A 26,139-nucleotide genomic window follows, 5' to 3' on the forward strand; every position below is an offset into this window, starting at 1 on the left:
GGACCTCAAGTGCAGCATCCGGATGCCGCTAATATGGGGACAGAATCCCGGCGCCGCAAGGCATCGGCCGCGAGGTGCCGGCGTCACCTCTCGATTTTAAGGTGATGGCGTCAGGCTCTTTCCTTGACAAAGCGTCAGCTGCCTCGCATCAAAACATGCCCGCGCCGAATGTGCTGATTTGAGACGGGACGTGAAGAAATCGGTACATGCCGACAACATGCAGTGCGAGGATGGAACGATCGGAATGGCAAGCGCAAGAAAGATCATCATCGACACGGATCCCGGCCAGGACGACGCGGCCGCCATCATGCTTGCCTTCGGCAGCCCTGATGAGCTGGAGGTGCTGGGGATCACGACAGTCGCCGGCAATGTGCCGCTTTCGCTCACCAGCCGCAATGCGCGCATCGTCTGCGAGCTCTGCGGCCGGGCGGAGACGAAGGTTTTCGCCGGCGCCGACGCGCCGATCGCTCGCAAGCTGGTGACCGCCGAACATGTGCATGGCAAAACTGGCCTCGACGGTCCGGATCTCGACGAGCCGACGATGGCGCTGCAGCCCGGCCATGCCGTCGACTTCATCATAGAGACGCTGCGCCGCGAGCCGGAAGGCACGGTGACGCTGTGTACGCTCGGGCCGCTCACCAATATCGGCATGGCCTTCCAGAAGGCGCCCGACATCGTCCCCCGCATCCGCGAACTGGTGATGATGGGCGGCGGCTTTTTCGAGGGCGGCAACATCACGCCGGCGGCCGAGTTCAACATCTATGTCGACCCAGAGGCGGCCGATATCGTCTTCCGCTCGGGCGTTCCGATCGTGATGATGCCGCTTGACGTGACGCATCAGTTGCTGACCCGCAAGGACCGGGTGCAGCACATGGCCGAGATCGGCACGGCGCCGGCAAAGGCCATGGTCGAGATGCTGGAATTCTTCGAACGCTTCGACATCGAGAAATACGGTTCCGACGGCGGGCCGCTGCACGACCCGACCGTCGTCGCCTACCTGCTGAAGCCGGAGCTTTTCAAAGGCCGGGAGTGCAATGTCGAGATCGAGGTCCAGTCCGAACTCACGGTCGGCATGACCGTCGTCGACTGGTGGCATGTGACCGAGCGCAAGCGCAATGCCAGGGTCATGCGCCATGTCGATGCGGACGGCTTCTTCAATCTGCTGATCGAACGCTTCGCCCGCATCTAAAGCTTCGGTTTCCCTTCCTCGAGGAGGAAGGAAACGATCTCAAGCGTCCTTCTCGTCGAAGACGGAGTTGGTTTCGGCTTCGGCCGGCTTCGGGCCGCCCTTGGCGACGCCGACCATGGCTGGGCGCAGCACGCGCTCGCCGATGGTGAAGCCTGCCTGCACGACCTGGACGACCGTGTTATTCGGCACGTCCGGGTTCGGCACCTCGAACATCGCCTGATGGAAATTCGGATCGAACTTCTGGCCAACCGGCTCCAGCTTGCGAACGCCGTGGCGCTCGAGAGCCGACAGCATGGCGCGCTCGGTCATCTCGACACCCTCGATCAGCGTGCTCAGGCCGGCATCGGCAGCCGCCTTGGTCTCCGGAGGTATGGCATCAAGGGCGCGGCGCAGATTGTCGGAGACGGCGAGCATGTCGCGCGCGAAACCCGCGACGGAATAGGACTTGGCATCCTTCACCTCGCGCTCGGTGCGGCGGCGCAGGTTGTCCATCTCGGCAGCAAGGCGCAGATAACGGTCACGCAGTTCGCCGTTTTCGGCTTTCAGAAGCTCGATCGGGTCCGGCTGGGCGGGCTCTTGCTGCGCAGTTTCGTTCTCGACGTAGGCGGCGGCGTCGGCTGCGGCATCGGCCGCAGTTGCGTCAGGTCCGTTTTTCGTCGTGTCATCGGTCATGACGGTCTCCGGTTGGTGTCTTCAGATGCGCCCGATATCGAGGTTCGACCGAAAAAAATCAAGTCTGCGTGACAAAGAAGCGAAAATTCCGCGTGACTGATAGCTGCGCGTCAAAGCTGATTGCGCGAAAGGCGGGAGACGAGCTGGGCCGTATAGTCCACCATCGGCACGATGCGGGAATAATTGAGCCGCGTCGGGCCGATGACGCCGACGGCACCGACAATGCGATCGTCGTCGTCACGATAGGGCGCGACGATGAGCGACGAGCCGGACAGCGAGAAGAGCTTGTTTTCCGAACCGATGAAGATGCGCACGCCCGAACCACTTTCGGCGAGATTGAGGATCTCGATCAGGCTGTCCTTCTTCTCGAGATCGTCGAACAGCAGGCGAAGCCGGTCGAGATCCTCGGCGCCGGCGAGCCCTTCGAGCAGGTTGGCGCGACCGCGGATGATCAGCTGCGTCGGCTTTCCCTCGTCAGGGCTGCCGGCCCAGACAGCGATGCCGCGCTCGACCAGATCGCGCGACAGGGCATCAAGCTCGTGACGGACGTCGTCTTTCAACCGGCTTAATTGTTTGCGGAGCTCCGGCAGGGTCTGGCCGGACATATGGGCATTGAGGAAATTCGCCGCTTCCGTCAGCTGCGAGGAGGTGACGCCCGCCGGCAGTTCGATGATGCGGTTTTCCACCTGATCGTGATCGCCGACGAGCACGGCCAGCGCCTTTGTCGGTTCGAGCCGGATGAATTCGACATGTTTCAGCACTGGATCGCTTTTCGAGGTGATGACGAGGCCGGCGCCGCGCGAAATGCCGGATAACATGCGGCTTGCCTCGTTCATCATCGATTCGACGGGATTGCCGCCGCTTTCGGCCCGCACCTGGCGGTCGATGCTGGCGCGCTCCTCGGCGGAGAGGTCGCCGACCTGCATGAAGGCATCGACGAAGAAGCGCAGGCCGATCTGGGTCGGCAGCCGGCCGGCGCTGACATGCGGCGAATAGATCAGGCCGAGCTCTTCGAGATCGCTCATAACGTTGCGCACCGAGGCCGGCGACAGCGACATCGGCAGGATACGGGACAGGTTGCGCGAACCGAGCGGCTCGCCGCTTTCCAGATAACCTTCGACGATGCGACGAAAAATTTCCCTGGAGCGCTCGTCCAGCGCAGCTACGGCATCCGAAACCGACGTCGACCTGATGCCCATGAAGCTTTCGAACCCGTGCTGATGATACTTCCCGAAAATATAGTCAAACTAACACCCGTGGCAAAAGGGAATTTGCAAATGAGCGCCGCCAATCGTAGAAGCGGTCAAATAAACCCCAGGAGATAAGAATGCGGCCTTCAGGCAGAAAAATCGACCAGATGCGCAAGGTCTCGTTCGAGCGCAATTTTTCCAAGCATGCGGAAGGCTCCTGCCTGGTGAAGTTCGGCGATACGCATGTGCTCTGCACGGCGAGCCTCGAAGAAAAGACGCCACCATGGCTGCGCAATACCGGCAAGGGCTGGGTCACGGCCGAATACGGCATGCTGCCGCGGGCGACCGGCGAACGCATGAAGCGCGAGGCCGCCGCCGGCAAGCAGGGCGGCCGCACCCAGGAAATCCAGCGGCTGATTGGACGGTCGCTGCGCGCCGTCGTCGACCTGCAGGCGCTCGGCGAACGGCAGATCACGCTCGATTGCGACGTCATCCAGGCCGATGGCGGCACACGGACCGCCTCGATCACCGGCGGCTGGATCGCGCTTTACGACTGCCTGAAATGGATGGAAAGCCGGAACATGATCAAGGTCGACCGGGTCCTGAAGGATCACGTCGCCGCCATTTCCTGCGGTATCTTCGCCAGCCAGCCGGTGATCGATCTCGATTACCTCGAGGATTCCTCGGCCGAGACCGATGCGAACTTCGTCATGACGGGCACCGGCGGGATCGTCGAGATCCAGGGCACGGCCGAAGGCACGCCGTTCAGCGAAGGCGAATTCACCTCGCTGATGCAGCTTGCCAGAAACGGAATCGGCGAACTCGTGGCGCTGCAGAAGCAAGTCGTCGAAGGATGAACCCCATGCTGGAAGGCATGTTGGAAACGGCGCTCTATGCGCGGGATCTGGATAAGGCCGAGACGTTCTACGAAGACGTTCTCGGGCTTGAAAAGATCGCCCGCGCCGCCAACCGGCATGTCTTCTTCCGCTGCGGGCCAGGCGTTCTCCTGATCTTCAATCCCGAGGAAACGGTGAAGCCGCCGGCGCCGGAAGCGCTGCAGGTGCCGCCGCACGGCACGACCGGCCAGGGCCATGCCTGTTTCCGGGTATCTGGCCGCAATATCGATGCCATGGCCGAACGGCTGACGGCGGCGGGCGTGGCGATCGAATCCGAAGTGCGCTGGCCGAACGGCGGCCGCTCGATCTATTTCCGCGATCCTGCCGGCAACAGCCTGGAATGCGCGGAGGCTAAAATCTGGGGCATCGAACAGGACATCTGAATGCGCAAGCTTGAAACGAAGACCATCGTCGTCGCCAGCCACAATGCCGGCAAGATCCGTGAGATCCAGGAATTGATCGGGCCGCTTGGCTTCACCGCCAAATCGGCCGCCGAGCTGAATTTCGTCGAACCGGATGAGACGGGCACGAGCTTCGAGGAGAATGCGACGATCAAGGCAATCGCCTCGGCCAATGCCGCCGGCATGCCGGCGCTGTCGGACGATTCCGGGCTGGTGGTCGACGCGCTCGGCGGCGATCCCGGTGTCTACACCGCCAATTGGGCGGAGAGGGCCGACGGCACGCGTGATTTCGACATGGCGATGGCCAAGGTGGAAAAGGCGCTGCAGGATGTGGGCGCGACACAGCCGGAACAGCGCAGAGCGCGTTTCATCAGTGTGCTCTGCCTTGCCTGGCCGGATGGGCATACGGAGCTGTTTCGCGGCGAGGTGGAAGGCAGCGTCGTCTGGCCGCCGCGCGGCACGCAAGGCTTCGGCTACGATCCGGTCTTCCAGCCCGAGGGCTACGACATCACCTTCGGCGAAATGAGCGGCGAGGAAAAACACGGCTGGAACGTCGGCAAGCCGCAAGCGCTGTCGCACCGGGCCCGCGCCTTCAAACTCTTTGTTGAAACCTGCCTGGAGGCATAAGGACGGTCCGTGGTCAATTTCGACACGCCAAGCAGCTCGCGCGACGCGGCTCTGCTGCCCGATACCGGCGAGCCGGGTTTCGGCGTCTATGTGCATTGGCCCTTCTGCGCGGCGAAGTGTCCCTATTGCGACTTCAACAGCCATGTGCGCCACCAGCCGGTGGATCAGGAGCGCTTTACAGCAGCCTTCCTGAAGGAGATGGCGGCAGTCCGGGCGATCAGCGGCCCGAAGACGGTGACGAGCATCTTCCTGGGGGGCGGCACGCCCTCGCTGATGAAGCCGGAAACGGTTTCCGCCATTCTCGACGGCATTGCGCGGCACTGGCATGTGCCAGATGGCATCGAGATCACCATGGAGGCCAACCCTTCGAGCGTCGAGGCCGAACGCTTCCGCGGCTACCGGGCGGCCGGCGTCAATCGCGTCTCGCTCGGCGTGCAGGCGCTGAACGACCGGGATCTGAAATTCCTCGGCCGGCTGCATGATGTCGCCGACGCGCTTAAGGCGATAAGGCTGGCCCGCGACATCTTTCCGCGCATGTCCTTCGATCTGATCTATGCCCGGCCCGACCAGACCATCGGGGAATGGGAAAAGGAGCTGAAAGAGGCGATCTCCTATGCGGTCGACCATCTTTCGCTCTATCAGCTGACCATCGAGGAAGGCACGCCGTTCTACGGTCTGCACAAGGCCGGCAAGTTGACCGTGCCGGACGGCGAGCAATCGGCATTGCTCTATGAGGCGACGCAGGAGATCACGGCGCGCGAGGGCATGCCGGCCTATGAGGTTTCCAATCATGCCCGGCCGGGGGCTGAAAGCCGGCATAACCTGACCTACTGGCGCTACGGCGATTATGCCGGCATCGGCCCGGGCGCCCACGGCCGGCTGACGCGTGGGCCGGAGAAGCTCGCGACGGCGACCGAGCGCAAGCCCGAAACCTGGCTCGACATGGTCGAGCGTGATGGGCACGGCATTCTCGACGAGGAGCGACTCGGCTTCGAGGAACAGTCCGACGAGCTGCTGCTGATGGGGCTGCGGCTCAGGGAAGGCGTCGATCTCGCCCGCTGGCAGCAGCTATCGGGCCGTGACCTCGACCCGAAACGCGAGGAATTCCTGCTCGAACACAAATTCATCGAGCGGATCGGCAATTCACGCCTGCGCTGCACGCCCTCAGGCATGCTGATCCTCGATTCCGTCGTCGCCGATCTCGCCTGCTGATATCTAAGACGAATGGATTTGCAGCGCGACGGCATCGATGTTGCTGCCGTGCCGGAAGGCAGTCTCAGCCGTGGCTGGTGGCACCGGCCTTGAAGAGGCTGCCGGTCGGTGTCTTCAAAAACATCTCCAGCGGAATATGCTCCTGGTGCAGGAAGCCGGTCGCCGGCAGCAGGCCGTCGCGGACCATCTCGATGACGGCGACGACGGAGGCTGACGTCGTCCAGGCGATCGCCGTGCGGCGCGCCCCGGCAATCTCGATCGGATAATATGCGCGCACGAATTCCTTGCGGCGCAGGCCGCCATTCTCGGTGCCCTCGGCGGCGACATGGACATAGACGACATCGTCTTCAACCGGCGGCTTGGCATTGGTCAGGATCTCGCCGGCGAGCTTGCGCTTGTCGCGCATCAACAGCTCGTGGAAGAAGAAGTTCATCAGCTCCATATGGCCGGGATACCGCATGGTCTTGTAATCGAGATTGTCGATCTTGCCGAGCATGGTGTCGCACATGGTGCCAAGGCCGCCGGACGTCGTGAAGGCTTCGAGCTTGACGCCGCCGACATAGACGGTCTCATGCCATTCCATCGGCGAGACGAGCTTGCGCACACCGCCCTCGATGACCTCACAGTCGTTCAGATATTCGTTGACGACGCCCTCAGGCGACCAGTTGAAGGCGTAGCCGAGCAGTCCGGTCGGATGCTGGGGCAGAGCGCCGACGCGCATGCGGATCGACCGGCAGCGATCGAAGCCATCGGCCAGGCTTGCGCCGACGATGCCGACGAAACCCGGCGCCAGGCCACATTGCGGCGCCATCAGGCCGCGTGATGTCTTCGACAGCTCGATAATGAAATTGGTTGTGGGAACGTCTTCGGTCAGATCGAAATAATGAATACCGGCAAGATGGGCGGCACGCGCCAGCTCAATGTTCAAATGATAGGGCAGACAGGAGAGCACCGCCTCGACATTCGAGAGCAGTTCGCCGATCACTTGCGGATCGGAGATATCGCCGGTGCGGCACTTGAAGGGGACGTCGCTCAGCGGCAATTGCGCGTCGACGCCGATGACCTCGAAGACCCCTTCATGCAAAAGCGTCGCCGCCAGCCGTCCGACCTTGCCCAGGCCGAGAACGGCGATCTTTTCGAAACTCATTCATTCCTCCCACGCGCCGTTTTGGCGCTTCAGTCTTTGACATGCACGTCATGCGCGGGAGGTATAGAATAAAAAACTTATAAAGGAAAACGGCCGGAATCACTTCCGGCCGTGGATTTTTCGGAAAAACTAGGCGATTATTCGTTGATCAGGCGCTTCAGAAGCTCGACTTCATGCGAAAGCTTGGTGTCTCCCGAAATCAGCTCCTCGATCTTGCGCACGGCATGCAAAACGGTCGTGTGATCGCGCCCGCCGAACCGGCGGCCGATCTCCGGGAAGGAGCGCGGCGTCAGCGTCTTCGACAGATACATGGCGATCTGGCGCGGCTTGACGATGACGCGGGTGCGGCGGTTCGACACCAGTTCCTGGCGCGAGACGTTGTAGTGCCTTGCGACGATGCGCTGGATATCCTCGATGCGCACACGGCGGGGCTCGCCGGAGCCGACCAGATGGGCGAGCAGCTCGTCGACGCGTTCGATCGACAGGTTCGGCTCGAAGGAGCGCCGGAAGACCAGCTGGTTGAAGGCGCCTTCGAGTTCGCGGCCGCTGGCCGTGACGTTGCGGGCGACATGCTGGAGCAGTTCGGCCGGAATATCGAGCGACGGATCTTCGAGCCGGGCGACAGCCAGGCGACGCTTGAGGATTTCGAGACGCATCTCGTAATCCGGCGCATCGAATTCGATCGCCACACCGCCCTGCAGGCGCGAGCGAACGCGGGGGTCGAGCGACTCCAGCTCCCAGGGCGCACGGTCGGCTGCAACGACGACCTGCTTGGCGCTGTCGAGCAGCATGTTCAGGAGATGGCAGAATTCATGCTGGATCATCTTGCCCTGCAGGAACTGCATGTCGTCGATGATCAGGAGGTCGATGTTGCGCAGCGAATCCTTCAGCGTCAGCGCATCATTGTCGCGGATCGCGGTGGCAAAGCGCCACATGAAATATTCGGCCGTCAGATAGACGACGCGCAGAGCCCGCGGGTTCTGTACTGCCGCATTAGCGACCGCCTGCAGCAGGTGGGTCTTGCCGAGGCCGACAGTCGAATGAATGAAGAGCGGGTTGAAGCGCACAGCGCCCTGACCAGCTTCCGCAATCGTCTTAGCAGCCGCAAGTGCGACCCGGTTCGAGCTGCCTTCGACGAAGGTGTCGAAGGTAAAACGGCTATCGAGCGGCGAACCGAAGAGCGGCGAGCCAAAGCTTGCTGGCCTTGCGGCGGCAACAGCCGAAACCGCCTGCTGGACGGCCTGACCGGCCGGTTGCGCGCTTGTCGGGCGGCGCATCTGCGTGGGGGCGGCTGGTTCCGGCGCGACCGCCTCATCGAGCGCCTTGGTGCCGTGGCGCGTTGCCGTGCGCACCAGGACTTCGATTTTCAGAATTTCCGGATCCTCGGCCTGGAACAGACCGGTGATGAGGTCGAGATAACGATTGTTGATCCACGACTTCAGGAAGGTCGTGGGGACCGAAAGGCGAACGACGCTCTTCGATACCGAATGCAGCTTCAGTCTGGCAAACCAGCTGGCATAGACGTCAGGACCGACCTGGGCCTTCAAGCGCGCGCTGACGCGCTCAAACAAAATGCTCTGCTTCATTTCCGCCTTTGCTTCGCCCACTTCGAGGCGAATGGATCCGAACGTCTGCGGTGCCGCATCCCCATTGTCGAGCCCGCCCGTCGTCATCGTATTCATCTGCATAATGCCGCCTTTCAATTCCACCGGGCGGCATCCGCTAAAACAGCCGCCCGATCAATCCCCGCTTTGGCGGGCTGACGGATCCTCATGAGCCGCTCGCCTGCCGGTTCACTCAAAACACTGGCCCCTCAACGGGACCGACGCAGAACTCCGTTGCAGGGGCCGTATTCATGCGGCAACCTTCATCGGCCTTCCGTGTCAGGCTGGCGATCGAACCTCGTTTTCGGCCGACCAGCCCGAACCCAATATTACTTTACCTTCTCCGGCGGCCTCGCCTTAAACGTGTGGCCACTGAAGGCACAAAACATCCCCGCTCCGTAACAGCCACGTTACGGCTCAAATCCGTCGAGTGCTTGAAAAGACGGAAGCGCAAGGCTCCGTAACAAAAGGCACAAACTCATCGCCCTGCCGACGTGGCAGTTAAAACCGAGCCTCTGCAGGTGATGTCCGCGCCCTCTGTTGGAAGCCATTTAGGCAGGATCAAAGGGCAATATCAACGATGAATTTTACGCAAAATTAACAAGCGGCCATTGACTCCGCCTGCCCTTTTCGGGCGTCACACCAGCGTCAAAAAAGAATCGCAGTTGAATCAAAGAGATTCCCCCGTTCGGGCTATTTTGACACGCATTGAAAGAAAAAAAATAAAATCCTCTTGACTCCCCTGTGGTCCCGGAAGCTCGGGGGAGAGTCGCGCAGTGCAAAAGCATCCTTCCGCAAGCCTTTGTTTTTTAACAATTTTTCCTGTCATGGCGCTGACACGAAACAGTCGTGAGATTAACCATGCAGGGGCTGATCGGTTGAATCGAAAAAGCCCGGTAAAATTACCGGGCTAATCATAAAGAAGAAGTCGTTAACGGAAGATTACGCGGTCGTGGTGACCGAAAGAGCCTTCACACGAGCAGCCAGGCGCGAGACCTTGCGCGATGCCGTGTTGGAATGCAGCACACCCTTGCTGGCGGCGCGGGCAAGCTCGGGCTGAGCAGCCAGGAAAGCTTCCTTCGCCTTGGCGGCGTCACCGGATGCGATGGCCTCTTCGACCTGGCGAACGAAAGTACGAACGCGCGAGCGACGAGCCTTATTGACGTCGGTACGGCGGGCGATCTTGCGGGTCGCTTTTTTCGCCGAAGTTGTATTGGCCATGGATGCCTCTCTCAAGAATTCGAACAAACTCCGCCATTACCGCGGGCCTTGCGGCCACAAAATCCAGCAATGCGGGAGCAATCGCGGAAAACCAAACCGGCTTTCCGAACCGTGGGCGGGCATATAACTCTAAAGCCGGCCCACGTCAACGCGGATTTTCAAGCTTTACCACCGGCAAGCGCCTAAAAGCATTCAACGGTGCGTAAAAGCAGGTTTGCGCTTCTCGACGAAGGCCGCCATGCCTTCTTTCTGGTCGTCCGTGGCAAAGAGACTGTGAAACAGGCGGCGCTCGAAACGCAAGCCCTCCTCCAGCGTGGTCTCGAATGCGCGGTTGACCGCCTCCTTGGCCATCATCACCGAGGGGCGCGAAAGCGAAGCGATCTTTTCGGCCGCCGCCAACGCCTCGTCGATGAGACGCTCGGGCGCCACCACACGCGAAACGAGTCCCGATCGTTCGGCTTCCGCCGCATCCATCATGCGGCCGGTCAGGATGAGATCCATTGCCTTCGCCTTGCCGACGGCGCGCGTCAGCCGCTGCGAGCCGCCCATGCCGGGAATGACGCCCAGGGTGATTTCCGGCTGGCCGAACTTCGCCGTCTCCGAGGCGATGACGAAATCGCACATCATGGCGAGCTCACAGCCGCCGCCGAGCGCAAAACCGCTGACGGCAGCGATCACCGGCTTGCGTGCCTTGGCGACTTCATCCCAGCCGCTGATGAAATCACTCTTATAGATATCGGCGAACTCAAGCGGCTGCATCTCCTTGATATCGGCGCCGGCAGCAAAGGCGCGCTCGGAACCGGTCAGCACGATCGCCCCGACCGTCTCGTCGGCGTGGAAGGCGGCATAGGCCTCTTTCAGTTCCTTCAGGACGGTGGAATTCAGCGCGTTCAGCGCCTGCGGGCGGTTCAGCGTGACGAGGCCGACATTGCCTCGGGTTTCGACGATCAGGGTCTCATAGGCCATGCTGTTCTCCCGGTTTCTCACTCTTGCTTCTGGCAAGCTTACTTCTGGCAGGTGGCGCAATAGAAGGTGGAGCGACCCGCCTGGACGATGCGGGCGACCGTACCGCCGCAGCCGGGCGTGCGGCAAGCCTGACTTTCGCGATCATAAGCGGAGAAGGAATGTTGGAAATAGCCGAGCGATCCGTCGGTCTGGATGTGGTCGCGCAGCGACGATCCGCCGGCGGCGATCGCATCGGCGATGACGTCGCGGATCGAGGCGACGAGCAGGTCGAGCTGCGCCTTCGGCCGGCCAGTCGCCGTCACCAGCGTACCGGCGGCGCGGATCGGCGAAAGATGCGCGCGCCACAGCGCCTCGCACACATATATATTGCCGAGACCGGCAATGTTCTTCTGGTCAAGCAGCGCACTCTTCAGCGGCTGCGCCTTGTCGCGAAAGCGTTCGGCCAGATAGGCGGCGCTGAGCTCGTTTCCCGTCGGCTCCGGGCCGAGATCGCGGAAGAAGGGATGGGCGGCGAGATCGGCACGTCCCACCATATCCATGAAGCCGAAACGGCGCGGATCGTTGTAGACGACGCGGCGCGGGCCGCTTGTGCCCTCCAGATGGAAGACGACGTGATCGTGCTTCTCGTCCTTCGAGCGGGCATGGTGGAATTCGCCGGGCATGCCGGGGGCCGCACCCTCCTCGATGCGGTCCTCCTCGATGCGAAAGGAACCGGACATGCCGAGATGCGAAATCAGCGTGTTGCCGTCGTCGAGATCGACCAGCAGATATTTGGCGCGGCGGCCAAGGCCGACGATGGTGCGGCCGGAAACCCTGTCCGCGAAAGCGTCGGGAAAGGGGAAGCGCAGATCGCCGCGGCGCAGCTCCAGCCTGGTGACGCGCGTGCCCTCCATCGCCGGCGTCAGGCCGCGTTTCACCGTTTCGACTTCTGGCAATTCCGGCATCTTAACCCATCTATCTGTAACGTGTTTCAACCGACGACGATGTGCGCTATAGCGCCAGTGTGCCGCGGAAAACGCGGCCCATAGATAACGTCGCGCGCGGTCTTTCGCTATGGCCGTCGCGCCCGAATCGTCAGGAACGGAGCAGTCTGATGTCAGAAAGCCGCACTTCCGCCGATGGCGGCATGGAGACCTCCTACGGCTTCCGCGAGGTGCCCGACGGCCAGAAGCAGGGCCTGGTCAACCAGGTGTTCCACAAGGTCGCCAAGCGCTACGACATCATGAACGACGTTATGTCGATGGGCATGCACCGCGCCTGGAAGGATGCGATGATCTCGGCGCTGAACCCGCGCAAGGAGCCTGGCTACAAGGTACTCGACGTTGCCGGCGGCACGGGTGATATCGCCTTCCGCATCGTCGAGGCGTCGGGCAGACAGGCGCATGCCACGGTGCTCGACATCAACGGTTCGATGCTCGGCGTCGGCGCCGAGCGGGCGGAAAAGAGGAAGCTTTCGGGCAATCTCACCTTCATCGAGGCGAATGCCGAGGAACTGCCTTTCGAGGCAGGCAGCTTCGACGCCTATACGATCGCCTTCGGCATCCGCAACGTGCCGAGGATCGATGTCGCGCTGTCTGAGGCCTATCGCGTCTTGAAGCGTGGCGGGCGGCTGCTGGTGCTGGAATTTTCCGAAGTCGATATGCCGCTTCTCGACAGGATCTACGACGCCTGGTCGTTCAACGCCATTCCGCAATTCGGCAAGGCGATCACCGGCGATGCCGAACCCTACCAATATCTGGTGGAATCGATCCGCAAATTCCCGAACCAGGAGAATTTCGCGGCGATGATCCGCCAGGCCGGCTTCTCACGCGTCACCTACACCAATTATACCGGCGGCATCGCCGCACTCCATTCCGGCTGGAAGCTCTGAGGGATGATGCAGGCTACACGCTTTCCTTCATTCCTGTCCGTGGCCCCTTCGCAAGCAGGCCAGCCTGCATGAGCACTTTCGGCGCCTATTTCCGCCTTTGGCGCGTCGGCTGGGTGCTCGTGCGTGAGGGTGTCGTGTCAGCCCTTCCTTCCGAAGGGCTGCCGCCTCCGGTCGCGCTCGCCAAATCCTTCGTCACGATTTTCGAGCGAAGCAAGGCGCGGCACCAGAAGCGCAGCGACCGGTTAGCGCAGGCCGTCGAGCGGCTCGGTCCCTCCTATGTGAAGATCGGGCAGTTCCTGGCGACGCGGCCGGATGTCGTCGGCGTCGAATTCGCCAACGACCTGTCGCAGCTTCAGGACCGGATGGCCTTCTTTCCCTCGGCCGCCGCCAAGGCCAATATCGAAGGCTCGCTCGGACGGCCGATCAGCGAGCTTTATGCGAGCTTCGGTGATCCGATCGCCGCCGCCTCGATCGCGCAGGTGCATCCGGCCGAGGTCGATAGCGCCGAGGGCCGGAAGAAGGTCGCCGTCAAGATCGTGCGGCCCGGCGTACGCCAGCGCTTTGCCCATGACATCGAGGCGATGTATCTCGTTGCCCATATGCAGGAGCGTTTCCTGCCGTCCAGCCGGCGGCTGCGGCCGGTCGAGGTGACGAAGACGCTGGAGCAGACGACCAAGGTGGAGATGGATCTTCGCCTGGAGGCGGCCGCCCTTTCCGAGATCGCCGAGAATACGGAACGGGATCCCGGCTTTCGCGTGCCGAAGGTCGACTGGGAACGCACCGGGCGCGACGTCATCACCATGGAGTGGATCGACGGCACGCGGATGTCCGATGTCGAGGGCCTGCGCGCGGCGGGCCACGACCTCAACCTGCTTGCCGATACGCTGATCCAGTCGTTCCTGCGCCACACGCTGCGCGACGGCTTCTTCCATGCCGACATGCATCCGGGCAATCTCTTCGTCGATGCGGGCGGCATGATCGTCGCCGTCGACATGGGCATCGTCGGGCGGCTGGGCAAGAAGGAGCGGCGGTTCCTCGCCGAAATCCTCTATGGCTTCATCACCCGCGACTATATCCGCGTCGCCGAGGTACATTTCGAGGCCGGCTATGTGCCCGGCCACCACAATGTCGAAAGCTTCGCCCAGGCGATCCGGGCGATCGGCGAGCCGATCCATGGACAGCCGGCCGAGACGATCTCGATGGGCAAGCTGCTGACGCTGCTGTTCGAAGTGACCGAACTCTTCGACATGGCGACACGGCCCGAGCTGGTGATGCTGCAGAAGACCATGGTCGTGGTCGAAGGCGTGTCGCGCATGCTCAATCCACGCTTCAATATGTGGAAGGCCTCCGAGCCTGTCGTCGGCGACTGGATCCGCACCAATCTCGGTCCGAAGCGGATCGCCACCGATCTCAAGGACGGGCTGAAGGCGGCGGTCAAGCTCGCCGAAGCCGTGCCGGAAATCGCGGCAAAAACCGAAAAATTCCACCACCAGCTGCTGCATATGAGCGAGCACGGCTTACGTTTCGACGCTGAGACGGCGGAAGCGATCGGCAAGGCCGAAGCGCGGCACAACCGCTCGGCCAAAATCGCCTTATGGGTCATCGCCTTGACGCTTCTCTACATTGCCTGGATGCTGAGCTGACCGCCTGCCAAAAACATGCTGTGTTCGGCATTTGGGATATCCCATGTGACGGATGGCTCGCTTAGTCTCGCGTTCCGAGCATGATGCCGAAAAATGTGAGCGGTTTTCGGGCGACATCATGCTCTGAATCCTGTTTTAGGGAGATAGGCACATGAAGCACGAACGCCCTGGCATCGAACTTTCCGGACGGCCGCTCGGTTTTGCCGAGATGGTGACGATCGGGGCGGGCAAGGCTGCGATTTCGGCTTCGGCGACGGGCATGGCCCGCATCGCGATCGCCCGCGAGGTCGTCGAGGACGCGATCGCCTCCGGCATGCCCGTCTACGGCTCGACGACAGGCGTCGGCGCCATGAAGGATGTGGAGTGGTCGGCCGACGAACTCGACACCTTCAATCTCGGTCTGGTGCGTGCCCATCATTTCGGCACCGGCACCCCCTTTTCCTGCAATGTCGTGCGCAATGCCATGGCGATCCGTATCAACACGGCGCTGACCGGCCAGGTCGGCTGCACGCCGGAGCTGATCCAGGCCTATATGACGATGCTCGAGGCCGATCTGATCCCGGTCGTGCGCCGCACCGGCTCGATCGGCTGTGCCGATATCGGTCTGATGGGACAGATCGGCGCGGTGCTGACGGGGGTCGGCGAAGCGATCTATCGCGGCAACCGGATGCAGGCTGCCGAGGCTTTCCGGGCGGCCGGGCTGGAACCGGTGCGGATGGCGCCGCGCGACAGCCTCGCCTCGCTCAGCATCAATGCGGTGAGCTTTGCCTCGGCGGCGGAAACGACACGCAATGCTGCGGCCTCGATCCGCATCCTGCTGGCGACGGCGATGATGGCCGCTGGCGCGCTCGGCGCTTCCCGCGACCCGTGGAAGGCGGTCAGGCATGTCGGAACGGCGCGCGAGGCGCTGATCGGCGCCTGGCTCTGCAATGCCTCCGACGAATGGAACTGGCCCGTCGCAACACATGTGCAGGATCCGCTCAGCCTGCGCATGATCGCGCAGGTGTTCGGCGCGGTGATCGAGAACCTCTTATCGACCGGCCATAAGATCCTTGCCGCCACCGGCCGCTCGGACGACAATCCCGTCGTCGTCGAAGGCCGGGTGATGACGTCCGGGGGTTCGCTTCCGCTCGATGTGACGATCCTGCTCGAATCGGCAGCACTCTGCATGGCGCATGCGGCGCGCAACGCCTTCAACCGCTGCGTCATTCTCGGCAACGGCCAACGGCGCGACCTGCCGGTCAACCTCGTGCCGCCGGGGCGGATCGCCACCGGTTTCGGGCCGATCATCAAGCTTGCCGGCGAGATTTTCTCGCGCGTGCTGTCGATGTCCAATCCCGTGTCGGCCCAGTCGCTGGTCGTCGCAGCCGGGCTGGAGGACGAGGCAGCCTTCCTGCCGCTCGTCATCGAGCGCTTCGAACGGCAGATGCAAGCACTGAAGCGCCTTGCGGCGCTCGAGGCGCTGCTGTCTGCCCAGGCGATCGACATTCTCGGCGACGAACCGAAGGGCGTCGCGGGCATGCTCTACGAGGTCGTGCGCAAACATGCGGATTTCTATATCGTCGACCGGCCGCTTTCGGCCGAGGTGGAGGCGATCGAGGAGGAACTTGGTTCGGACGAATTCGTTACGAAGCTGACCGAGCAGGTTCCGATCGCCTCCTTCGACGATTTCTTCGCCCTCGGCTCGCTGGAACGCATCGAGGAACGGCTAACCCGTCACGAGCCGGCAGCGGTCTGATTGCCAGTTACGGAGGAAGCAGCATGGACTTCGATCTCGTTCTGCAGGGCACGGTGGTGCTGCCGGACCGCATTCTCGACGAGGGATATGTCGCCGTGCGCGACGGCAAAATCGCCGAGGTCGGCCTCGGCGTGCCGCCTGGCGCGCGCGAACGGCATCTGCTCGGAAAAGCGCTCATCCTGCCCGGTGCGATCGACGCGCAGGTGCATTCGCTTTCCCAGAAGGACCAGGAGGATTTCCTCTGGTCGACACGATCGGCAGCGGCCGGCGGCGTGACTGTCATTGTCGACATGCCTTATGATGAAGGCAATCTCGTCTGCTCGGCGGCGGCGGTGAAGCGGAAGATCGACCATGCCGGTCCGCAGGCGCGCGTCGATTTCGCGCTTTACGGCACCGTCGATCCGGAAGAAGGCCCGGCACGGATCCGCGAAATGGTGGAGGCAGGCGTTGCGGCCTTCAAATTCTCGACATTCGGTACCGATCCGAAGCGCTTTCCGCGCATTCCGCCTGCCCTGCTCGACGCCTGCTTTGCGGCAATCGCGCCGACGGGGCTGACGGCGGGCGTACACAATGAAGACGACGAGGCGGTGCGCACTTACATGGAACAGGTGAAGACGAGCGGCATCACCGACTGGCGGGCGCACGGCCTGTCGCGGCCGCCGATCACCGAACTGCTGGCGATGCATACGATCTTCGAGACCGGCGCCAATACCGGCTGCCCGGCGCATGTGGTGCATTGCTCGCTCGGGCGTGGCTACGATATCGCGCGTTCCTACCGCCGCGACGGCTTTGCGGCGACGGTGGAATGCTGCATCCACTACCTGACGCTCGACGAGGAAAACGACGTGAAGCGCCTCGGCGGCAAGGCGAAGATCAATCCGCCCGTGCGGTCGCGCGCCGAGGTGGAGACGCTCTGGCGGAAGGTGGCCGAGGGCGATGTCTGGCTGGTCTCGACCGATCACGTCAGCTGGTCGGAAAACCGCAAGACTAATCCGGACATGCTTGCCAATGCCTCCGGCGTTCCCGGTCTCGAGGTGATGGTGCCGCTTTTTGTCAAAGGCGCCGTCGAACGCGGCATTCCGCTGACATGGGCAGCCAGGCTGATGGCGGAGAACCCGGCGAAGCATTTCCGGCTCGACCATATCAAGGGCGCGCTGACCCCGGGCAAGGATGCCGATATCGTCGTGCTGGAGCCGCGCGACAGTGTCTATGACGCCGCCGTGAGCGGCAACAACGTCGTCGGCTGGAGCCCCTATAACGGCATCCGCCTGCCCTGGACCGTCTCGGCCACCTATCTGCGCGGCGAAAAGATTGCCGAGGGCGCGAAGGTGCTGGCCGAGCCCGGCGCCGGCCGCTTCGTAGGGCCGCTGCCGCGCCAGGTCATTGCGGGAGCTGAAACATGAGCCGCAATCTTCCCGTCAATGCCAGCCGGATCGCTGACGATATCGATACGCTGGCCGGGATCACCGAGCCGGGGCATCCCTGGACGCGGCGGGCCTTCTCGCCGCTCTTTCTCGATGGCCGGGCCTATATCGAAGCGCGGATGAAGGCGGCGGGGCTGGAAACGCGGATCGATGCAGCCGGCAATCTGATCGGAAGGCGGACAGGCCGAAAACCGTGGCTCGGCACGATCATGGTCGGCTCGCATTCCGACACGGTGCCGGATGGCGGCCGCTTTGACGGCATCGCCGGCGTAATCTCGGCGCTGGAGGTGGCGCGGGCGCTGCGCGATCAGAATATCGAACTCGATCACGATCTCGAAATCGTCGATTTCCTTGCCGAGGAAGTGAGCATCTTCGGCGTCTCCTGCATCGGCAGTCGCGGCATGACCGGCCAACTGCCGGAAGCTTGGCTTTCGCGCGTCAGCGACGGGCGCGACCTGGCCGAGGGCATCGTCCAGGTCGGTGGCAGACCCGATGTGCTGATGCAGCAGAACAGGCCCGATATAGCAGGCTTTCTGGAGCTTCATATCGAACAAGGCCCGGTGCTCGAAGCTGAAAAGGAGGATATCGGCATCGTTACTGCGATCTCGGGCATCACCCGCATCGAGATCACCGTCGAAGGGCGGGCCGACCATGCCGGCACGACGCCGATGGACCGGCGGGCGGATGCGCTGGTGGCGGCGGCGCAGCTGGTGCTCGACATCCGCAATGCCGCCGCCGAGCTTGCCAGAACGCCGGGGCACTTCGCCGCCACCGTCGGCGAATTCAGGATCGAGCCGAATGCCGCCAATGTCGTGCCGTCGAAGGTGGTGCTGCTGATCGATGGCCGTGCCGAAATCCGCGCCGACATGGAGGCATTCTGCCGCTGGCTCGACGGCCATGTCGAAAAGCTGGCAGGCGCCTACGGCGTGACGATCAAGACGCCGAACCGGGTTTCCGACAATCAGCCGACGCCTGGCGATGCCGGACTGCTGTCGATCTTGGAGGCTGCCTGCGAACAGGTCGGCGCAAAACATCGGCGCATGGCCTCCGGCGCAGGACACGATACCGCCTGGATCGCCAAGGTGGCGCCGGCGGCGATGATCTTCGTGCCTTGCCGCGACGGCCGCAGCCATTCGGCCGACGAGTGGGCTGAAAACGACGATATCGCACTCGGCGCCGCCGTGCTGTTCGAGGCGGTGCGCGAGATGGACAAGAACTCGAAAGAGGAGAAGGCGAATGGGACGCATACTCGTTGAGAAGGACGTGGAAGCTGCCGTCAAGGGCGGCTCCGTCTATGCCGCCGGCGGCGGCGGCTGGGCCGATCACGGGCGGATGCTCGGGCTTGCCGCTGTCAATGTCGGCAAGCCGGAGCTGGTCTCGATCGACGAATTGCGGGACGAGGAGTGGATCGCCACCGCAGCCGCGATCGGCGCACCGGCCTCCACCACCCCCTGGGAAATGCAGGGCATCGACTATGTGAAATCCGTGCAATTGCTGCAGGAGGCGCTCGGCGAAAAGCTCTCCGGGCTGATCATCGGCCAGAACGGCAAATCCTCGACGCTGAACGGCTGGCTGCCGTCGGCCATCCTCGGCACCAAGGTGGTCGACGCCGTCGGCGATATCCGCGCCCATCCGACGGGCGACATGGGCTCGATCGGCATGGCCGGTTCGCCCGAGCCGATGATCCAGACCGCCGTCGGCGGCAATCGCGCCGAGAACCGTTATATAGAACTGGTGGTGAAGGGAGCGACGGCGAAGATCTCGCCGGTGCTGCGCGCCGCTGCCGACCAATCCGGCGGCTTCATCGCCAGCTGCCGCAATCCGCTCCGGGCCGCCTATGTCCGCACCCATGCAGCGCTCGGCGGCATCTCGATGGCGCTTGCGCTCGGCGAGGCGATCATCGCGGCGGAGAAGCGCGGCGGATCTGCCATCATCGATGCGATCTGCAAGACGACGAGCGGACATATCCTTGCCGAGGGCGTCATCACCCAGAAAGACGTCGCCTATACCAAGGAAGCCTTCGACATCGGCACGATCACCGTCGGCGCGAGCGAAAAGTCGGTGACGCTGCATGTGATGAACGAATATATGGCGGTGGACGATGCGGATGGCGGGCGGCTTGCGACCTTTCCCGCCGTCATCACAACGCTTTCCCCGGAGGGCGAGCCGCTCAGCGTCGGCCAGCTCAAGCAGGGCATGCATGTCTTCATCCTGCATGTGCCGATGGATATCATTCCGCTGTCGGCAAGCGTTCTCGATCCGACAGTCTACCCCGTCGTCGAAAAGGCGATGGGAATTGAGATCGCACGTTATGCACTGGCAACGAAGGCCTGAGCCATGGCGCGCGATCCCGGTCTCGAAGAACTTATGCGTGAGGAACTCGGAGGCCGGCCGGGCCTTGCCGAAAAAACCATGTTCGGCGGCTGGGCCTTCATGCTGAACGGCAATCTTCTTTGCTGCGCGCGCCATGACGGCATGTTGATCCGTCTCGGCAAGGGCAATGACGGCTGGGCGCTGGCCCTGCCGGGCGTGATCCAGATGCTGTCGGGCGAACGTGTCATGCATGGCTGGGTGCGAGGCAATGCCGAGGTTTATGGCGACGATGCTCTGAGACGGCGTTTGCTCGATGCGGCACTCGCCTATGTGGAATCACTGCCCAGCAAATAACGAACGAAGGCAGAGCAAAACGAGGAACCTACGATGCCGAAGGCCAATCCACGTCATCCGAAATTTCCGATTCCCGGCGGGCCGGAACTGCGCGCCAAGGGCTGGCGGCAGGAAGCGCTGCTGCGGCTACTCGAAAACGTGCTCTGCGTCGGCGAGGACCCCGACAACCTGATTGTCTATGCCGCTCTCGGCAAGGCGGCCCGCAACTGGGCGGCGCACAGGGGCATCGTCACGGCGCTGACCGAGATGGAAGAGGACCAGACGCTGCTCATCCAGTCCGGCAAGCCGATCGGACTTGTTCGAACGCATGCCAAGGCACCGCTGGTTATCATGGCGAACTGCAATATCGTCGGGCAATGGGCAAAGGCCGAAGTGTTCTACGAGCTGCAGCGCAAGGGGCTGATCTGCTGGGGCGGGCTGACGGCCGGCGCCTGGCAATATATCGGCAGCCAGGGCGTCATCCAGGGCACGTATGAGATCTTCATGCGCATCGCCGAGCGGCGCTTCGGCGGCGACCTTCTCGGCCGGTTCGTGCTGACGGCCGGCCTCGGCGGCATGGGCGGAGCGCAGCCGCTTGCCGGCCGCATGGCAGGCGCTGCGATCCTCTGCGTCGACATCGATCCGGAGCGGGCCCGCAAGCGCCAGCAGATCGGTTATCTCCAGGAAATCGCGCCCGATCTCGACACCGCCCTTCAGATGATCTATGCGGCGGTGAAGGACAAGCGGGCGCTTTCCGTCGGCCTCGTCGGCAACGCGGCGGAGGTCTATCCGGAAATCGCCCGGCGCGGCATCGTGCCCGACATCGTCACCGACCAGACCTCGGCGCATGACCTCGTCTATGGCTACGTGCCGAAGGGCATGAGCCTCGAGCAGGTCAAGGGCCTGCGTGACGATGGCCAAGGGCAATTGATGGCGGCAAGCCGGGCCTCGATCGTCGAGCACGTGACGGCGATGCTGGAATTCCAGAAGCGTGGCTCGGAAGTCTTCGACAACGGCAATCTGATCCGCACGCAGGCCAAAGAGGGCGGCGTCGCCCACGCCTTCGACATTCCGATCTTCACCGAAGCCTATCTAAGGCCGTTGTTTGCCCGGGCGATCGGCCCATTCCGCTGGATGGCGCTTTCGGGCGAGGAGAGCGATATCGCTCGCATCGACGACCTGCTGCTTGAGATGTTCCCCGACAACAAGATCATCACCAACTGGATCCGGCTGGCGCGCGAGCACGTGCCCTTCGAGGGGCTGCCGGCCCGCATCGCCTGGCTCGGCCATGGCGAACGCACTGCACTCGCCCGCCGCGTCAATGCGCTCGTTGCGAGCGGCGAACTCAAAGGCCCGGTCGCATTCTCGCGCGACCATCTCGATGCCGGCGCCATGGCGCATCCGAACATCATGACTGAGGGGATGAAGGACGGATCCGACGCGATCGCCGACTGGCCGCTGATCGATGCGATGATGCTCTGCTCCTCGATGGCCGATCTCGTCGTCGTCCATTCCGGCGGCGGCGGCTATGCCGGCTACATGACGAGCTGCGGCGTCACCGTTATCGCCGACGGCACGGACGCCGCCGACGAACGGCTCGACCACGCGCTGACCAACGATACCGCGCTTGGCGTCATGCGTTACGCCGATGCGGGTTACGAGGAGGCGCTCGACGAGGTGGCGAAGAAGGACGTGCCTTATATCCGGCTTGGTTGATCAAAAATTGCTGTATATCGTTGTCACATCTCATCGGGAGCCATGACATGGAAACAGCAAAGATCTTCTGGTCGGGGCACTCTCAAGCCGTCCTGCTGCCCAAGGAATTCCGTCTCGACGGCGACAGCGTCGCCATTCGACGGCAGGGGCGTGCGATCATTCTTGAGCCTATTTCCGATGATTGGGACTGGCTTGCCGACGTGGCCGGTCCGGTCGATGCCGATTTTGCAACAGCGGTGGAAGAACAGCCTGCTGGGCAGGAGTGATCCGAACTCGACTTCTTCAAAATGAAGTAGCTGGTTGACGTGAGTGCCGTCATTCCAACGATGAAGGGCAACGATCGTCTCGTCGCAAAACTGGGCAAACACCCGCAGGTCTTCGATGGATCGGTTGGAGCCGGGCAGCGCGTCAGGCGATTACATTGGAGACTTCGATGAGGTTGCCGTCGGGGTCTCTGAAATAGACGGAGCGCAAACGCCCCGTCGCACCGGTGCGTTCGACCGGGCCCTCTTCGATCGCAACGCCCGCGGCCTGTAGATCAGCGATGACATCGGCAAGCGGCGTCTCGGCGATGAAGCAGAGGTCGCCGGAGCCGGGCGTGGGGTGTCTCGCCTTGGGATCGAATTCGTGGCCGGCCTGGTGCAGGTTGATCTTCTGCCCGCCGAATTTCAGCGCCTTGCGGCCTTCCGCGAAGGTTTCGACCGACATGCCGAGGATGCGGGAATAAAAATCGCAGGTGATGGCGATATCGGCGACGGTCAGCACGAGATGGTCGAGGCGGTCTATGCGGATCATGCTTTTCTCCTCGCGAGGTGCTGGGCGACACAGGCGGAGATAAAGGCCAGCGCCAGCATGGCAAGCGTGAAGATAACCACGGCGGTCCAGCCTTCAACATCGTAGAACCAGCCGCCCGCCGAACCCATGAGGCTGGAGCCGACATAATAGGCGAGCATATAGAGCGATGAGGCGTGGCCCTTGGTGCCATGCGCCAGCTTACCGACAAGGCCGCTGGCGATAGAATGGCTCATGAAGAAGCCGGTCGTCAGCACTGTTATACCGAGGATGATAACCGGGAGCGAGGCTGCGAGCGTCAGTGCGCTGCCGGCGGCGGTAAGCGCCAGACCGAAGAGAAGCACGGAAAAGTGCCCGATCCGGTCTCCAAGCAGACCGCCGATCGAGGAGGCGCCGATGCCGAAGAGGTAGACGGTGAAGATCAGGCCGAGTTCGGTCTGGTTGAGGCCGTAGGGCGGCGCCACCAGGCGGAAACCGGCATAGTTATAGATCGTCACGAAGGAGCCCATCGCCAGGAAGGCGATGGCGAAGATGAAGGGCAGCGCCGGATTGGTAAGATGGCCGAACCAGGCTTTTGCATGAAAGCGCGGATCGAAGCCCGGCCGGCGGACAAAATTGCGTGACGGCGGCAGGAGGGCGATGAAGCCGATCGCGGCGGCAAGACCGATGGCGCCGATGAGAATAAGCGCCGGACGCCAGGTGAGATATTCGGCGAAGATACCGGTCAGCACACGGCCGGACATGCCGCCGAAGGCCGTGCCGCCGACATAAAGGCCCATGGTGGCGCCAAGGCCGCGCGGGTCGATTTCCTCGGCGAGATAGGCCATGGCGACGGCAGGCACGCCGCCGAGAACGAGGCCCTGCAGCGCGCGGATGATGAGCAGAAGGTGCCAGTTGGGGGCAAAGGCCGTGGCGATGGTCAGCAATGCCGCGCCGACCAGCGATATCGACATCAGGCTGCGGCGACCAAGGCCTTCCGAGACGGCAGCGGCGCAGACGATCGCGACCGCCAGGAAACCGGTGGAGAGCGAGAGAGACAGCGAACTTTCGGCCGGACTGACGGAGAATTGCTGCGAGAAGATCGGCAGCAGCGGCTGGACGCAATAGAGCAGCGAGAAGGTGGAGAAGCCGGACAGGAAGAGCGCCAGGCTGGCGCGGCGATAGGCGCCGCTGCCACGGGTCAGGTAGTGCTTCTGCCCTGGGATCGCGGCTGGCTCGGCGGTCTTCATTGCATGCACTGACGTCGGCATCTCTTCATCCTTCCGACCTCCGATCTAGTCAACGCCGCTCCATTTGTCCAATATATGAGACTGGCGATTTCGATAGGTTTTGGAGATGGCGATGGAGCTGCGGCATTTGAGATATTTTCTCGCAGTGGCGGAGGAAGGCAATTTCACCCGGGCCGCCGGCAAACTCGGCATTGGGCAGCCGCCGCTCAGCCAGCAGATCCGCGACCTGGAAAGGGAAGTGGGCGCGGCGCTGTTTCACCGCGTCCCGCATGGGGCCGAATTGACGGCAGCGGGTACGGCCTTTCTCGGCGAGGCAAAGGCGTCGGTCGCGGCCGCAGAAAAGGCGAAGCTTGCGGCGCAAAGCGCCAATCGCGGCGAGACCGGCCGGCTGTCGCTCGGTTTCACCGCTTCCTCTGCCTTCAATCCCGTGGTCAGCACGACGATCCGCCGCTTTCGGGCGCGCTGGCCGGAGGTGCAGTTGTCGCTGACGGAAATGAACACGCTGGCGCTGATGCAGAAGCTCGAACGCGGCGAGCTCGACGCCACCTTCATGCGCCCCAGCCTCGACGATCCCACGGGCATCCGGCTGCGGCGGCTGCCGGATGAGCCGATGGTGATTGCCCTGCCCGCCAGCCACTCCTTGGCACGGCGCAGCGAGCTACCGCTTGCGGCGCTGGCGGACGAGCCCTTCATCCTCTTTCCGCGGCTCGTGGGCTTGAGCCTCTACGACGATGTCGTGCTCGCCTGCCGCAAGGCGGGATTCGAGCTGACCGTGGCGCAGGAAGCGCCGCAGATTTCCTCGGTCGTCAATCTGGTGGCGGCCGATCTCGGCGTCTCGATCGTGCCGGCCTCGATTTCGCAGATCAAGCTCGAAGGTGTGGCCTACCGGCCGATCGAGGGGCCGCCGGCCGTGGCGCGCCTGGCGCTGGCAATCCTGAAAACACATCGCTCGCCGGTCACCGAGAACCTGATCAGCTTGCTGAGTACATGAGTTAACCCGCCGGATCCCAATAGGGCGGATCGCCAAAACTCTTCTTCAAATGATCGGCGATGGCGCGGAGCTTGGCGGAGGGATTTCGGCCCTCGGGATGGGCCATATAGATGAATTCGGCCTCCGGCCTATGGCCCACATCGATTTCGGCAAGCCGGCCCTCACGGATGGCCGGGCCGGCGATGAAGGCAGGCAGCAGCGCGATGCCGAGGCCGGCAATCGCGGCGTCGCGGAGCATATCGCCATTGTTGATGCCGAGCGCTAGTTTCGCGCGCACGACCATCGCACCGTCGGGCGTCTGGAAGCGCCAGTCGGCAACGCCGCGATTGGTGTAGAAAATGCCGCGATGGCTGTTGAGATCAGAGAGCGAGTACGGAATTCCCTGGCGAACGAGATAATCGGGCGAGGCGCAGAGAAGGCGGCGGCTGCGCGTGAGTTTCCAGGCGACCAGCCGGCTATCGGCGATTGGGCCGTTGCGGATGATGGCATCATAACCGTCCGAGGCGGCATCGACGCGCCGATCATCGATATCCAGCGTCAGTTCGATCTCGGGATGATCGGCGAGAAAGGGATAAAGCGCCGGACCGAGATGCATGCGGCCGAAGGTGACGGGGGCGGCGATGCGGATCGGTCCGGATAGCGTCCCGCGCCGCTCGGCCATGTCGGCGGCGGCTTCCTCGATCTCGCGCACGATGCGCGCGGCGCGCCCGAGGAAGACTGTGCCATCCTCCGTCAAGGTAAGCTTGCGGGTCGTTCGATGCAGCAGCATACCGCCCAGCGACTTCTCCAGTTCCGCCAGCCTTTCGCTGACGACGGATTTGGATAGCCGCAGCCGCCGGGCCGCCTCGCTGACCGAGCCCGCCTCAACCACGGCGACGAAAGCCGCAATACCTTCGATCCTGATCATCGTTCGGCTTTTCCGAATTCGAGTTCCTCGATCTGGAGACTAATCCGAACGAAGGGAA

Annotated in this window: 25 protein-coding genes; 15 read left to right on the plus strand and 10 right to left on the minus strand. The window is 62.9% G+C overall.

Annotation, left to right across the window (positions count from 1 at the left end; all coding sequences use genetic code 11):
• Nucleotides 1-244 precede the first annotated feature (244 nt).
• On the plus strand, nt 245-1,189 hold the full coding sequence (locus HFO71_RS18955; RefSeq protein WP_025392889.1) for a nucleoside hydrolase: 945 nt from the start codon (nt 245-247) through the stop codon (nt 1,187-1,189).
• Between the two features lie 39 nt (nt 1,190-1,228).
• Here HFO71_RS18955 and grpE read toward each other — a convergent pair whose 3' ends face one another.
• Together grpE and hrcA are read right to left on the minus strand one after the other, a co-directional pair.
• A complete protein-coding gene (gene grpE / locus HFO71_RS18960; RefSeq protein ID WP_003544834.1) occupies nt 1,229-1,861 on the minus strand; it encodes a nucleotide exchange factor GrpE in 633 nt (210 codons plus the stop codon).
• A gap of 110 nt (nt 1,862-1,971) precedes the next feature.
• Nucleotides 1,972-3,060 carry a heat-inducible transcriptional repressor HrcA gene (gene hrcA, locus HFO71_RS18965; protein WP_012755759.1) on the minus strand — a complete coding sequence of 363 codons (1,089 nt, stop codon included), beginning with the start codon at nt 3,058-3,060 and terminating at the stop codon, nt 1,972-1,974.
• Between the two features lie 128 nt (nt 3,061-3,188).
• Here hrcA and rph point away from each other — a divergent pair, with 128 nt between their 5' ends.
• Genes rph through hemW form a run of 4 tightly spaced genes read left to right on the plus strand, consistent with a single transcriptional unit; the run spans nt 3,189 to nt 6,187 of the window.
• Nucleotides 3,189-3,908 (plus strand): ribonuclease PH, encoded by a 720-nt coding sequence (gene rph / locus HFO71_RS18970; protein ID WP_025392888.1) that lies wholly within the window; start codon nt 3,189-3,191, stop codon nt 3,906-3,908.
• The gene (locus tag HFO71_RS18975; protein ID WP_025392887.1) at nt 3,905-4,330 is read left to right on the plus strand and encodes a VOC family protein; all 426 of its coding nucleotides are present in this window, start codon (nt 3,905-3,907) and stop codon (nt 4,328-4,330) included. The genes rph and HFO71_RS18975 overlap by 4 nt, the downstream gene beginning before the upstream one ends.
• The gene (rdgB, locus tag HFO71_RS18980) at nt 4,331-4,975 is read left to right on the plus strand and encodes an RdgB/HAM1 family non-canonical purine NTP pyrophosphatase (protein ID WP_020048178.1); all 645 of its coding nucleotides are present in this window, start codon (nt 4,331-4,333) and stop codon (nt 4,973-4,975) included.
• 9 nt (nt 4,976-4,984) lie between these two features.
• Nucleotides 4,985-6,187 (plus strand): radical SAM family heme chaperone HemW, encoded by a 1,203-nt coding sequence (gene hemW / locus HFO71_RS18985; protein WP_221988268.1) that lies wholly within the window; start codon nt 4,985-4,987, stop codon nt 6,185-6,187.
• 64 nt (nt 6,188-6,251) lie between these two features.
• Here the strand turns inward: hemW and HFO71_RS18990 are convergent, their stop codons facing one another.
• The 5 genes from HFO71_RS18990 to mutM all read right to left on the minus strand — a co-directional run bounded on the left by HFO71_RS18990 (nt 6,252) and on the right by mutM (nt 12,069).
• Complete coding sequence (locus tag HFO71_RS18990; protein ID WP_221988270.1) at nt 6,252-7,334, minus strand: saccharopine dehydrogenase family protein; 1,083 nt, start codon at nt 7,332-7,334, stop codon at nt 6,252-6,254.
• A gap of 137 nt (nt 7,335-7,471) precedes the next feature.
• Entirely contained in the window at nt 7,472-9,022 is a 1,551-nt protein-coding gene (gene dnaA, locus HFO71_RS18995) for a chromosomal replication initiator protein DnaA (protein WP_017958684.1), read from the minus strand.
• Between the two features lie 858 nt (nt 9,023-9,880).
• Nucleotides 9,881-10,159, minus strand: a complete 279-nt coding sequence (gene rpsT, locus HFO71_RS19000; protein ID WP_003544819.1) for a 30S ribosomal protein S20 — start codon at nt 10,157-10,159, stop codon at nt 9,881-9,883.
• A 192-nt stretch (nt 10,160-10,351) separates the two neighbouring features.
• A complete protein-coding gene (locus tag HFO71_RS19005; RefSeq protein WP_077977357.1) occupies nt 10,352-11,125 on the minus strand; it encodes an enoyl-CoA hydratase in 774 nt (257 codons plus the stop codon).
• Between the two features lie 38 nt (nt 11,126-11,163).
• Complete coding sequence (gene mutM, locus HFO71_RS19010) at nt 11,164-12,069, minus strand: bifunctional DNA-formamidopyrimidine glycosylase/DNA-(apurinic or apyrimidinic site) lyase (protein ID WP_221988271.1); 906 nt, start codon at nt 12,067-12,069, stop codon at nt 11,164-11,166.
• A gap of 149 nt (nt 12,070-12,218) precedes the next feature.
• On the opposite strand from mutM, the gene ubiE reads away from it, so the two are divergent.
• The 9 genes from ubiE to HFO71_RS19055 all read left to right on the plus strand — a co-directional run bounded on the left by ubiE (nt 12,219) and on the right by HFO71_RS19055 (nt 22,428).
• Complete coding sequence (ubiE, locus tag HFO71_RS19015; protein ID WP_077977355.1) at nt 12,219-12,995, plus strand: bifunctional demethylmenaquinone methyltransferase/2-methoxy-6-polyprenyl-1,4-benzoquinol methylase UbiE; 777 nt, start codon at nt 12,219-12,221, stop codon at nt 12,993-12,995.
• Nucleotides 12,996-13,063: 68 nt separating this feature from the next.
• Entirely contained in the window at nt 13,064-14,638 is a 1,575-nt protein-coding gene (ubiB, locus tag HFO71_RS19020; RefSeq protein ID WP_077977354.1) for a 2-polyprenylphenol 6-hydroxylase, read from the plus strand.
• Nucleotides 14,639-14,789: 151 nt separating this feature from the next.
• Complete coding sequence (locus HFO71_RS19025) at nt 14,790-16,376, plus strand: aromatic amino acid lyase (RefSeq protein WP_131661820.1); 1,587 nt, start codon at nt 14,790-14,792, stop codon at nt 16,374-16,376.
• A 23-nt stretch (nt 16,377-16,399) separates the two neighbouring features.
• Nucleotides 16,400-17,779 carry a dihydroorotase gene (locus HFO71_RS19030; RefSeq protein WP_131661819.1) on the plus strand — a complete coding sequence of 460 codons (1,380 nt, stop codon included), beginning with the start codon at nt 16,400-16,402 and terminating at the stop codon, nt 17,777-17,779.
• Nucleotides 17,776-19,056 (plus strand): Zn-dependent hydrolase, encoded by a 1,281-nt coding sequence (locus HFO71_RS19035; protein WP_221988272.1) that lies wholly within the window; start codon nt 17,776-17,778, stop codon nt 19,054-19,056. Before HFO71_RS19030 ends, HFO71_RS19035 begins: the two co-directional genes overlap by 4 nt.
• Nucleotides 19,037-20,134, plus strand: a complete 1,098-nt coding sequence (locus HFO71_RS19040; RefSeq protein ID WP_131661817.1) for a DUF917 domain-containing protein — start codon at nt 19,037-19,039, stop codon at nt 20,132-20,134. The genes HFO71_RS19035 and HFO71_RS19040 overlap by 20 nt, the downstream gene beginning before the upstream one ends.
• A 3-nt stretch (nt 20,135-20,137) precedes the next feature.
• On the plus strand, nt 20,138-20,467 hold the full coding sequence (locus HFO71_RS19045) for a TfoX/Sxy family protein (RefSeq protein WP_025396834.1): 330 nt from the start codon (nt 20,138-20,140) through the stop codon (nt 20,465-20,467).
• A gap of 33 nt (nt 20,468-20,500) precedes the next feature.
• A complete protein-coding gene (locus tag HFO71_RS19050; RefSeq protein ID WP_131661816.1) occupies nt 20,501-22,162 on the plus strand; it encodes a urocanate hydratase in 1,662 nt (553 codons plus the stop codon).
• 47 nt (nt 22,163-22,209) lie between these two features.
• The gene (locus HFO71_RS19055) at nt 22,210-22,428 is read left to right on the plus strand and encodes an antitoxin (RefSeq protein WP_131639902.1); all 219 of its coding nucleotides are present in this window, start codon (nt 22,210-22,212) and stop codon (nt 22,426-22,428) included.
• Nucleotides 22,429-22,570: 142 nt separating this feature from the next.
• On the opposite strand, the gene HFO71_RS19060 is transcribed toward HFO71_RS19055, so the two are convergent.
• Together HFO71_RS19060 and HFO71_RS19065 are read right to left on the minus strand one after the other, a co-directional pair.
• The gene (locus tag HFO71_RS19060) at nt 22,571-22,957 is read right to left on the minus strand and encodes a VOC family protein (protein WP_131661814.1); all 387 of its coding nucleotides are present in this window, start codon (nt 22,955-22,957) and stop codon (nt 22,571-22,573) included.
• Nucleotides 22,954-24,204 carry an MFS transporter gene (locus HFO71_RS19065; protein ID WP_206987554.1) on the minus strand — a complete coding sequence of 417 codons (1,251 nt, stop codon included), beginning with the start codon at nt 24,202-24,204 and terminating at the stop codon, nt 22,954-22,956. The genes HFO71_RS19060 and HFO71_RS19065 overlap by 4 nt, the downstream gene beginning before the upstream one ends.
• A gap of 91 nt (nt 24,205-24,295) precedes the next feature.
• Here HFO71_RS19065 and HFO71_RS19070 point away from each other — a divergent pair, with 91 nt between their 5' ends.
• Entirely contained in the window at nt 24,296-25,174 is an 879-nt protein-coding gene (locus HFO71_RS19070) for a LysR family transcriptional regulator (RefSeq protein ID WP_131661812.1), read from the plus strand.
• A gap of 1 nt (nt 25,175) precedes the next feature.
• On the opposite strand, the gene HFO71_RS19075 is transcribed toward HFO71_RS19070, so the two are convergent.
• Nucleotides 25,176-26,081, minus strand: coding sequence for a LysR family transcriptional regulator (locus HFO71_RS19075; protein ID WP_206987552.1), 906 nt, complete (start codon nt 26,079-26,081; stop codon nt 25,176-25,178).
• Between the last annotated feature and the right edge of the window lie 58 nt (nt 26,082-26,139).

The sequence above is a fragment of the Rhizobium laguerreae genome (assembly GCF_019778565.1).
Classification (GTDB): Bacteria; Pseudomonadota; Alphaproteobacteria; order Rhizobiales; family Rhizobiaceae; genus Rhizobium; species Rhizobium laguerreae.

Bases quoted from the DNA above. Each gene is read 5' to 3' on its own strand.
- HFO71_RS18955 (WP_025392889.1), top strand. From the start codon at position 245: ATGGCAAGCGCAAGAAAGATCATCATCGACACGGATCCCGGCCAGGAC.
- grpE (WP_003544834.1), bottom strand. From the start codon at position 1,861: ATGACCGATGACACGACGAAAAACGGACCTGACGCAACTGCGGCCGAT.
- hrcA (WP_012755759.1), bottom strand. From the start codon at position 3,060: ATGGGCATCAGGTCGACGTCGGTTTCGGATGCCGTAGCTGCGCTGGAC.
- rph (WP_025392888.1), top strand. From the start codon at position 3,189: ATGCGGCCTTCAGGCAGAAAAATCGACCAGATGCGCAAGGTCTCGTTC.
- HFO71_RS18975 (WP_025392887.1), top strand. From the start codon at position 3,905: ATGAACCCCATGCTGGAAGGCATGTTGGAAACGGCGCTCTATGCGCGG.
- rdgB (WP_020048178.1), top strand. From the start codon at position 4,331: ATGCGCAAGCTTGAAACGAAGACCATCGTCGTCGCCAGCCACAATGCC.
- HFO71_RS18990 (WP_221988270.1), bottom strand. From the start codon at position 7,334: ATGAGTTTCGAAAAGATCGCCGTTCTCGGCCTGGGCAAGGTCGGACGG.
- dnaA (WP_017958684.1), bottom strand. From the start codon at position 9,022: ATGCAGATGAATACGATGACGACGGGCGGGCTCGACAATGGGGATGCG.
- rpsT (WP_003544819.1), bottom strand. From the start codon at position 10,159: ATGGCCAATACAACTTCGGCGAAAAAAGCGACCCGCAAGATCGCCCGC.
- HFO71_RS19005 (WP_077977357.1), bottom strand. From the start codon at position 11,125: ATGGCCTATGAGACCCTGATCGTCGAAACCCGAGGCAATGTCGGCCTC.
- mutM (WP_221988271.1), bottom strand. From the start codon at position 12,069: ATGCCGGAATTGCCAGAAGTCGAAACGGTGAAACGCGGCCTGACGCCG.
- ubiE (WP_077977355.1), top strand. From the start codon at position 12,219: ATGTCAGAAAGCCGCACTTCCGCCGATGGCGGCATGGAGACCTCCTAC.
- ubiB (WP_077977354.1), top strand. From the start codon at position 13,064: ATGAGCACTTTCGGCGCCTATTTCCGCCTTTGGCGCGTCGGCTGGGTG.
- HFO71_RS19025 (WP_131661820.1), top strand. From the start codon at position 14,790: ATGAAGCACGAACGCCCTGGCATCGAACTTTCCGGACGGCCGCTCGGT.
- HFO71_RS19030 (WP_131661819.1), top strand. From the start codon at position 16,400: ATGGACTTCGATCTCGTTCTGCAGGGCACGGTGGTGCTGCCGGACCGC.
- HFO71_RS19035 (WP_221988272.1), top strand. From the start codon at position 17,776: ATGAGCCGCAATCTTCCCGTCAATGCCAGCCGGATCGCTGACGATATC.
- HFO71_RS19040 (WP_131661817.1), top strand. From the start codon at position 19,037: ATGGGACGCATACTCGTTGAGAAGGACGTGGAAGCTGCCGTCAAGGGC.
- HFO71_RS19045 (WP_025396834.1), top strand. From the start codon at position 20,138: ATGGCGCGCGATCCCGGTCTCGAAGAACTTATGCGTGAGGAACTCGGA.
- HFO71_RS19050 (WP_131661816.1), top strand. From the start codon at position 20,501: ATGCCGAAGGCCAATCCACGTCATCCGAAATTTCCGATTCCCGGCGGG.
- HFO71_RS19055 (WP_131639902.1), top strand. From the start codon at position 22,210: ATGGAAACAGCAAAGATCTTCTGGTCGGGGCACTCTCAAGCCGTCCTG.
- HFO71_RS19060 (WP_131661814.1), bottom strand. From the start codon at position 22,957: ATGATCCGCATAGACCGCCTCGACCATCTCGTGCTGACCGTCGCCGAT.
- HFO71_RS19065 (WP_206987554.1), bottom strand. From the start codon at position 24,204: ATGCCGACGTCAGTGCATGCAATGAAGACCGCCGAGCCAGCCGCGATC.
- HFO71_RS19070 (WP_131661812.1), top strand. From the start codon at position 24,296: ATGGAGCTGCGGCATTTGAGATATTTTCTCGCAGTGGCGGAGGAAGGC.
- HFO71_RS19075 (WP_206987552.1), bottom strand. From the start codon at position 26,081: ATGATCAGGATCGAAGGTATTGCGGCTTTCGTCGCCGTGGTTGAGGCG.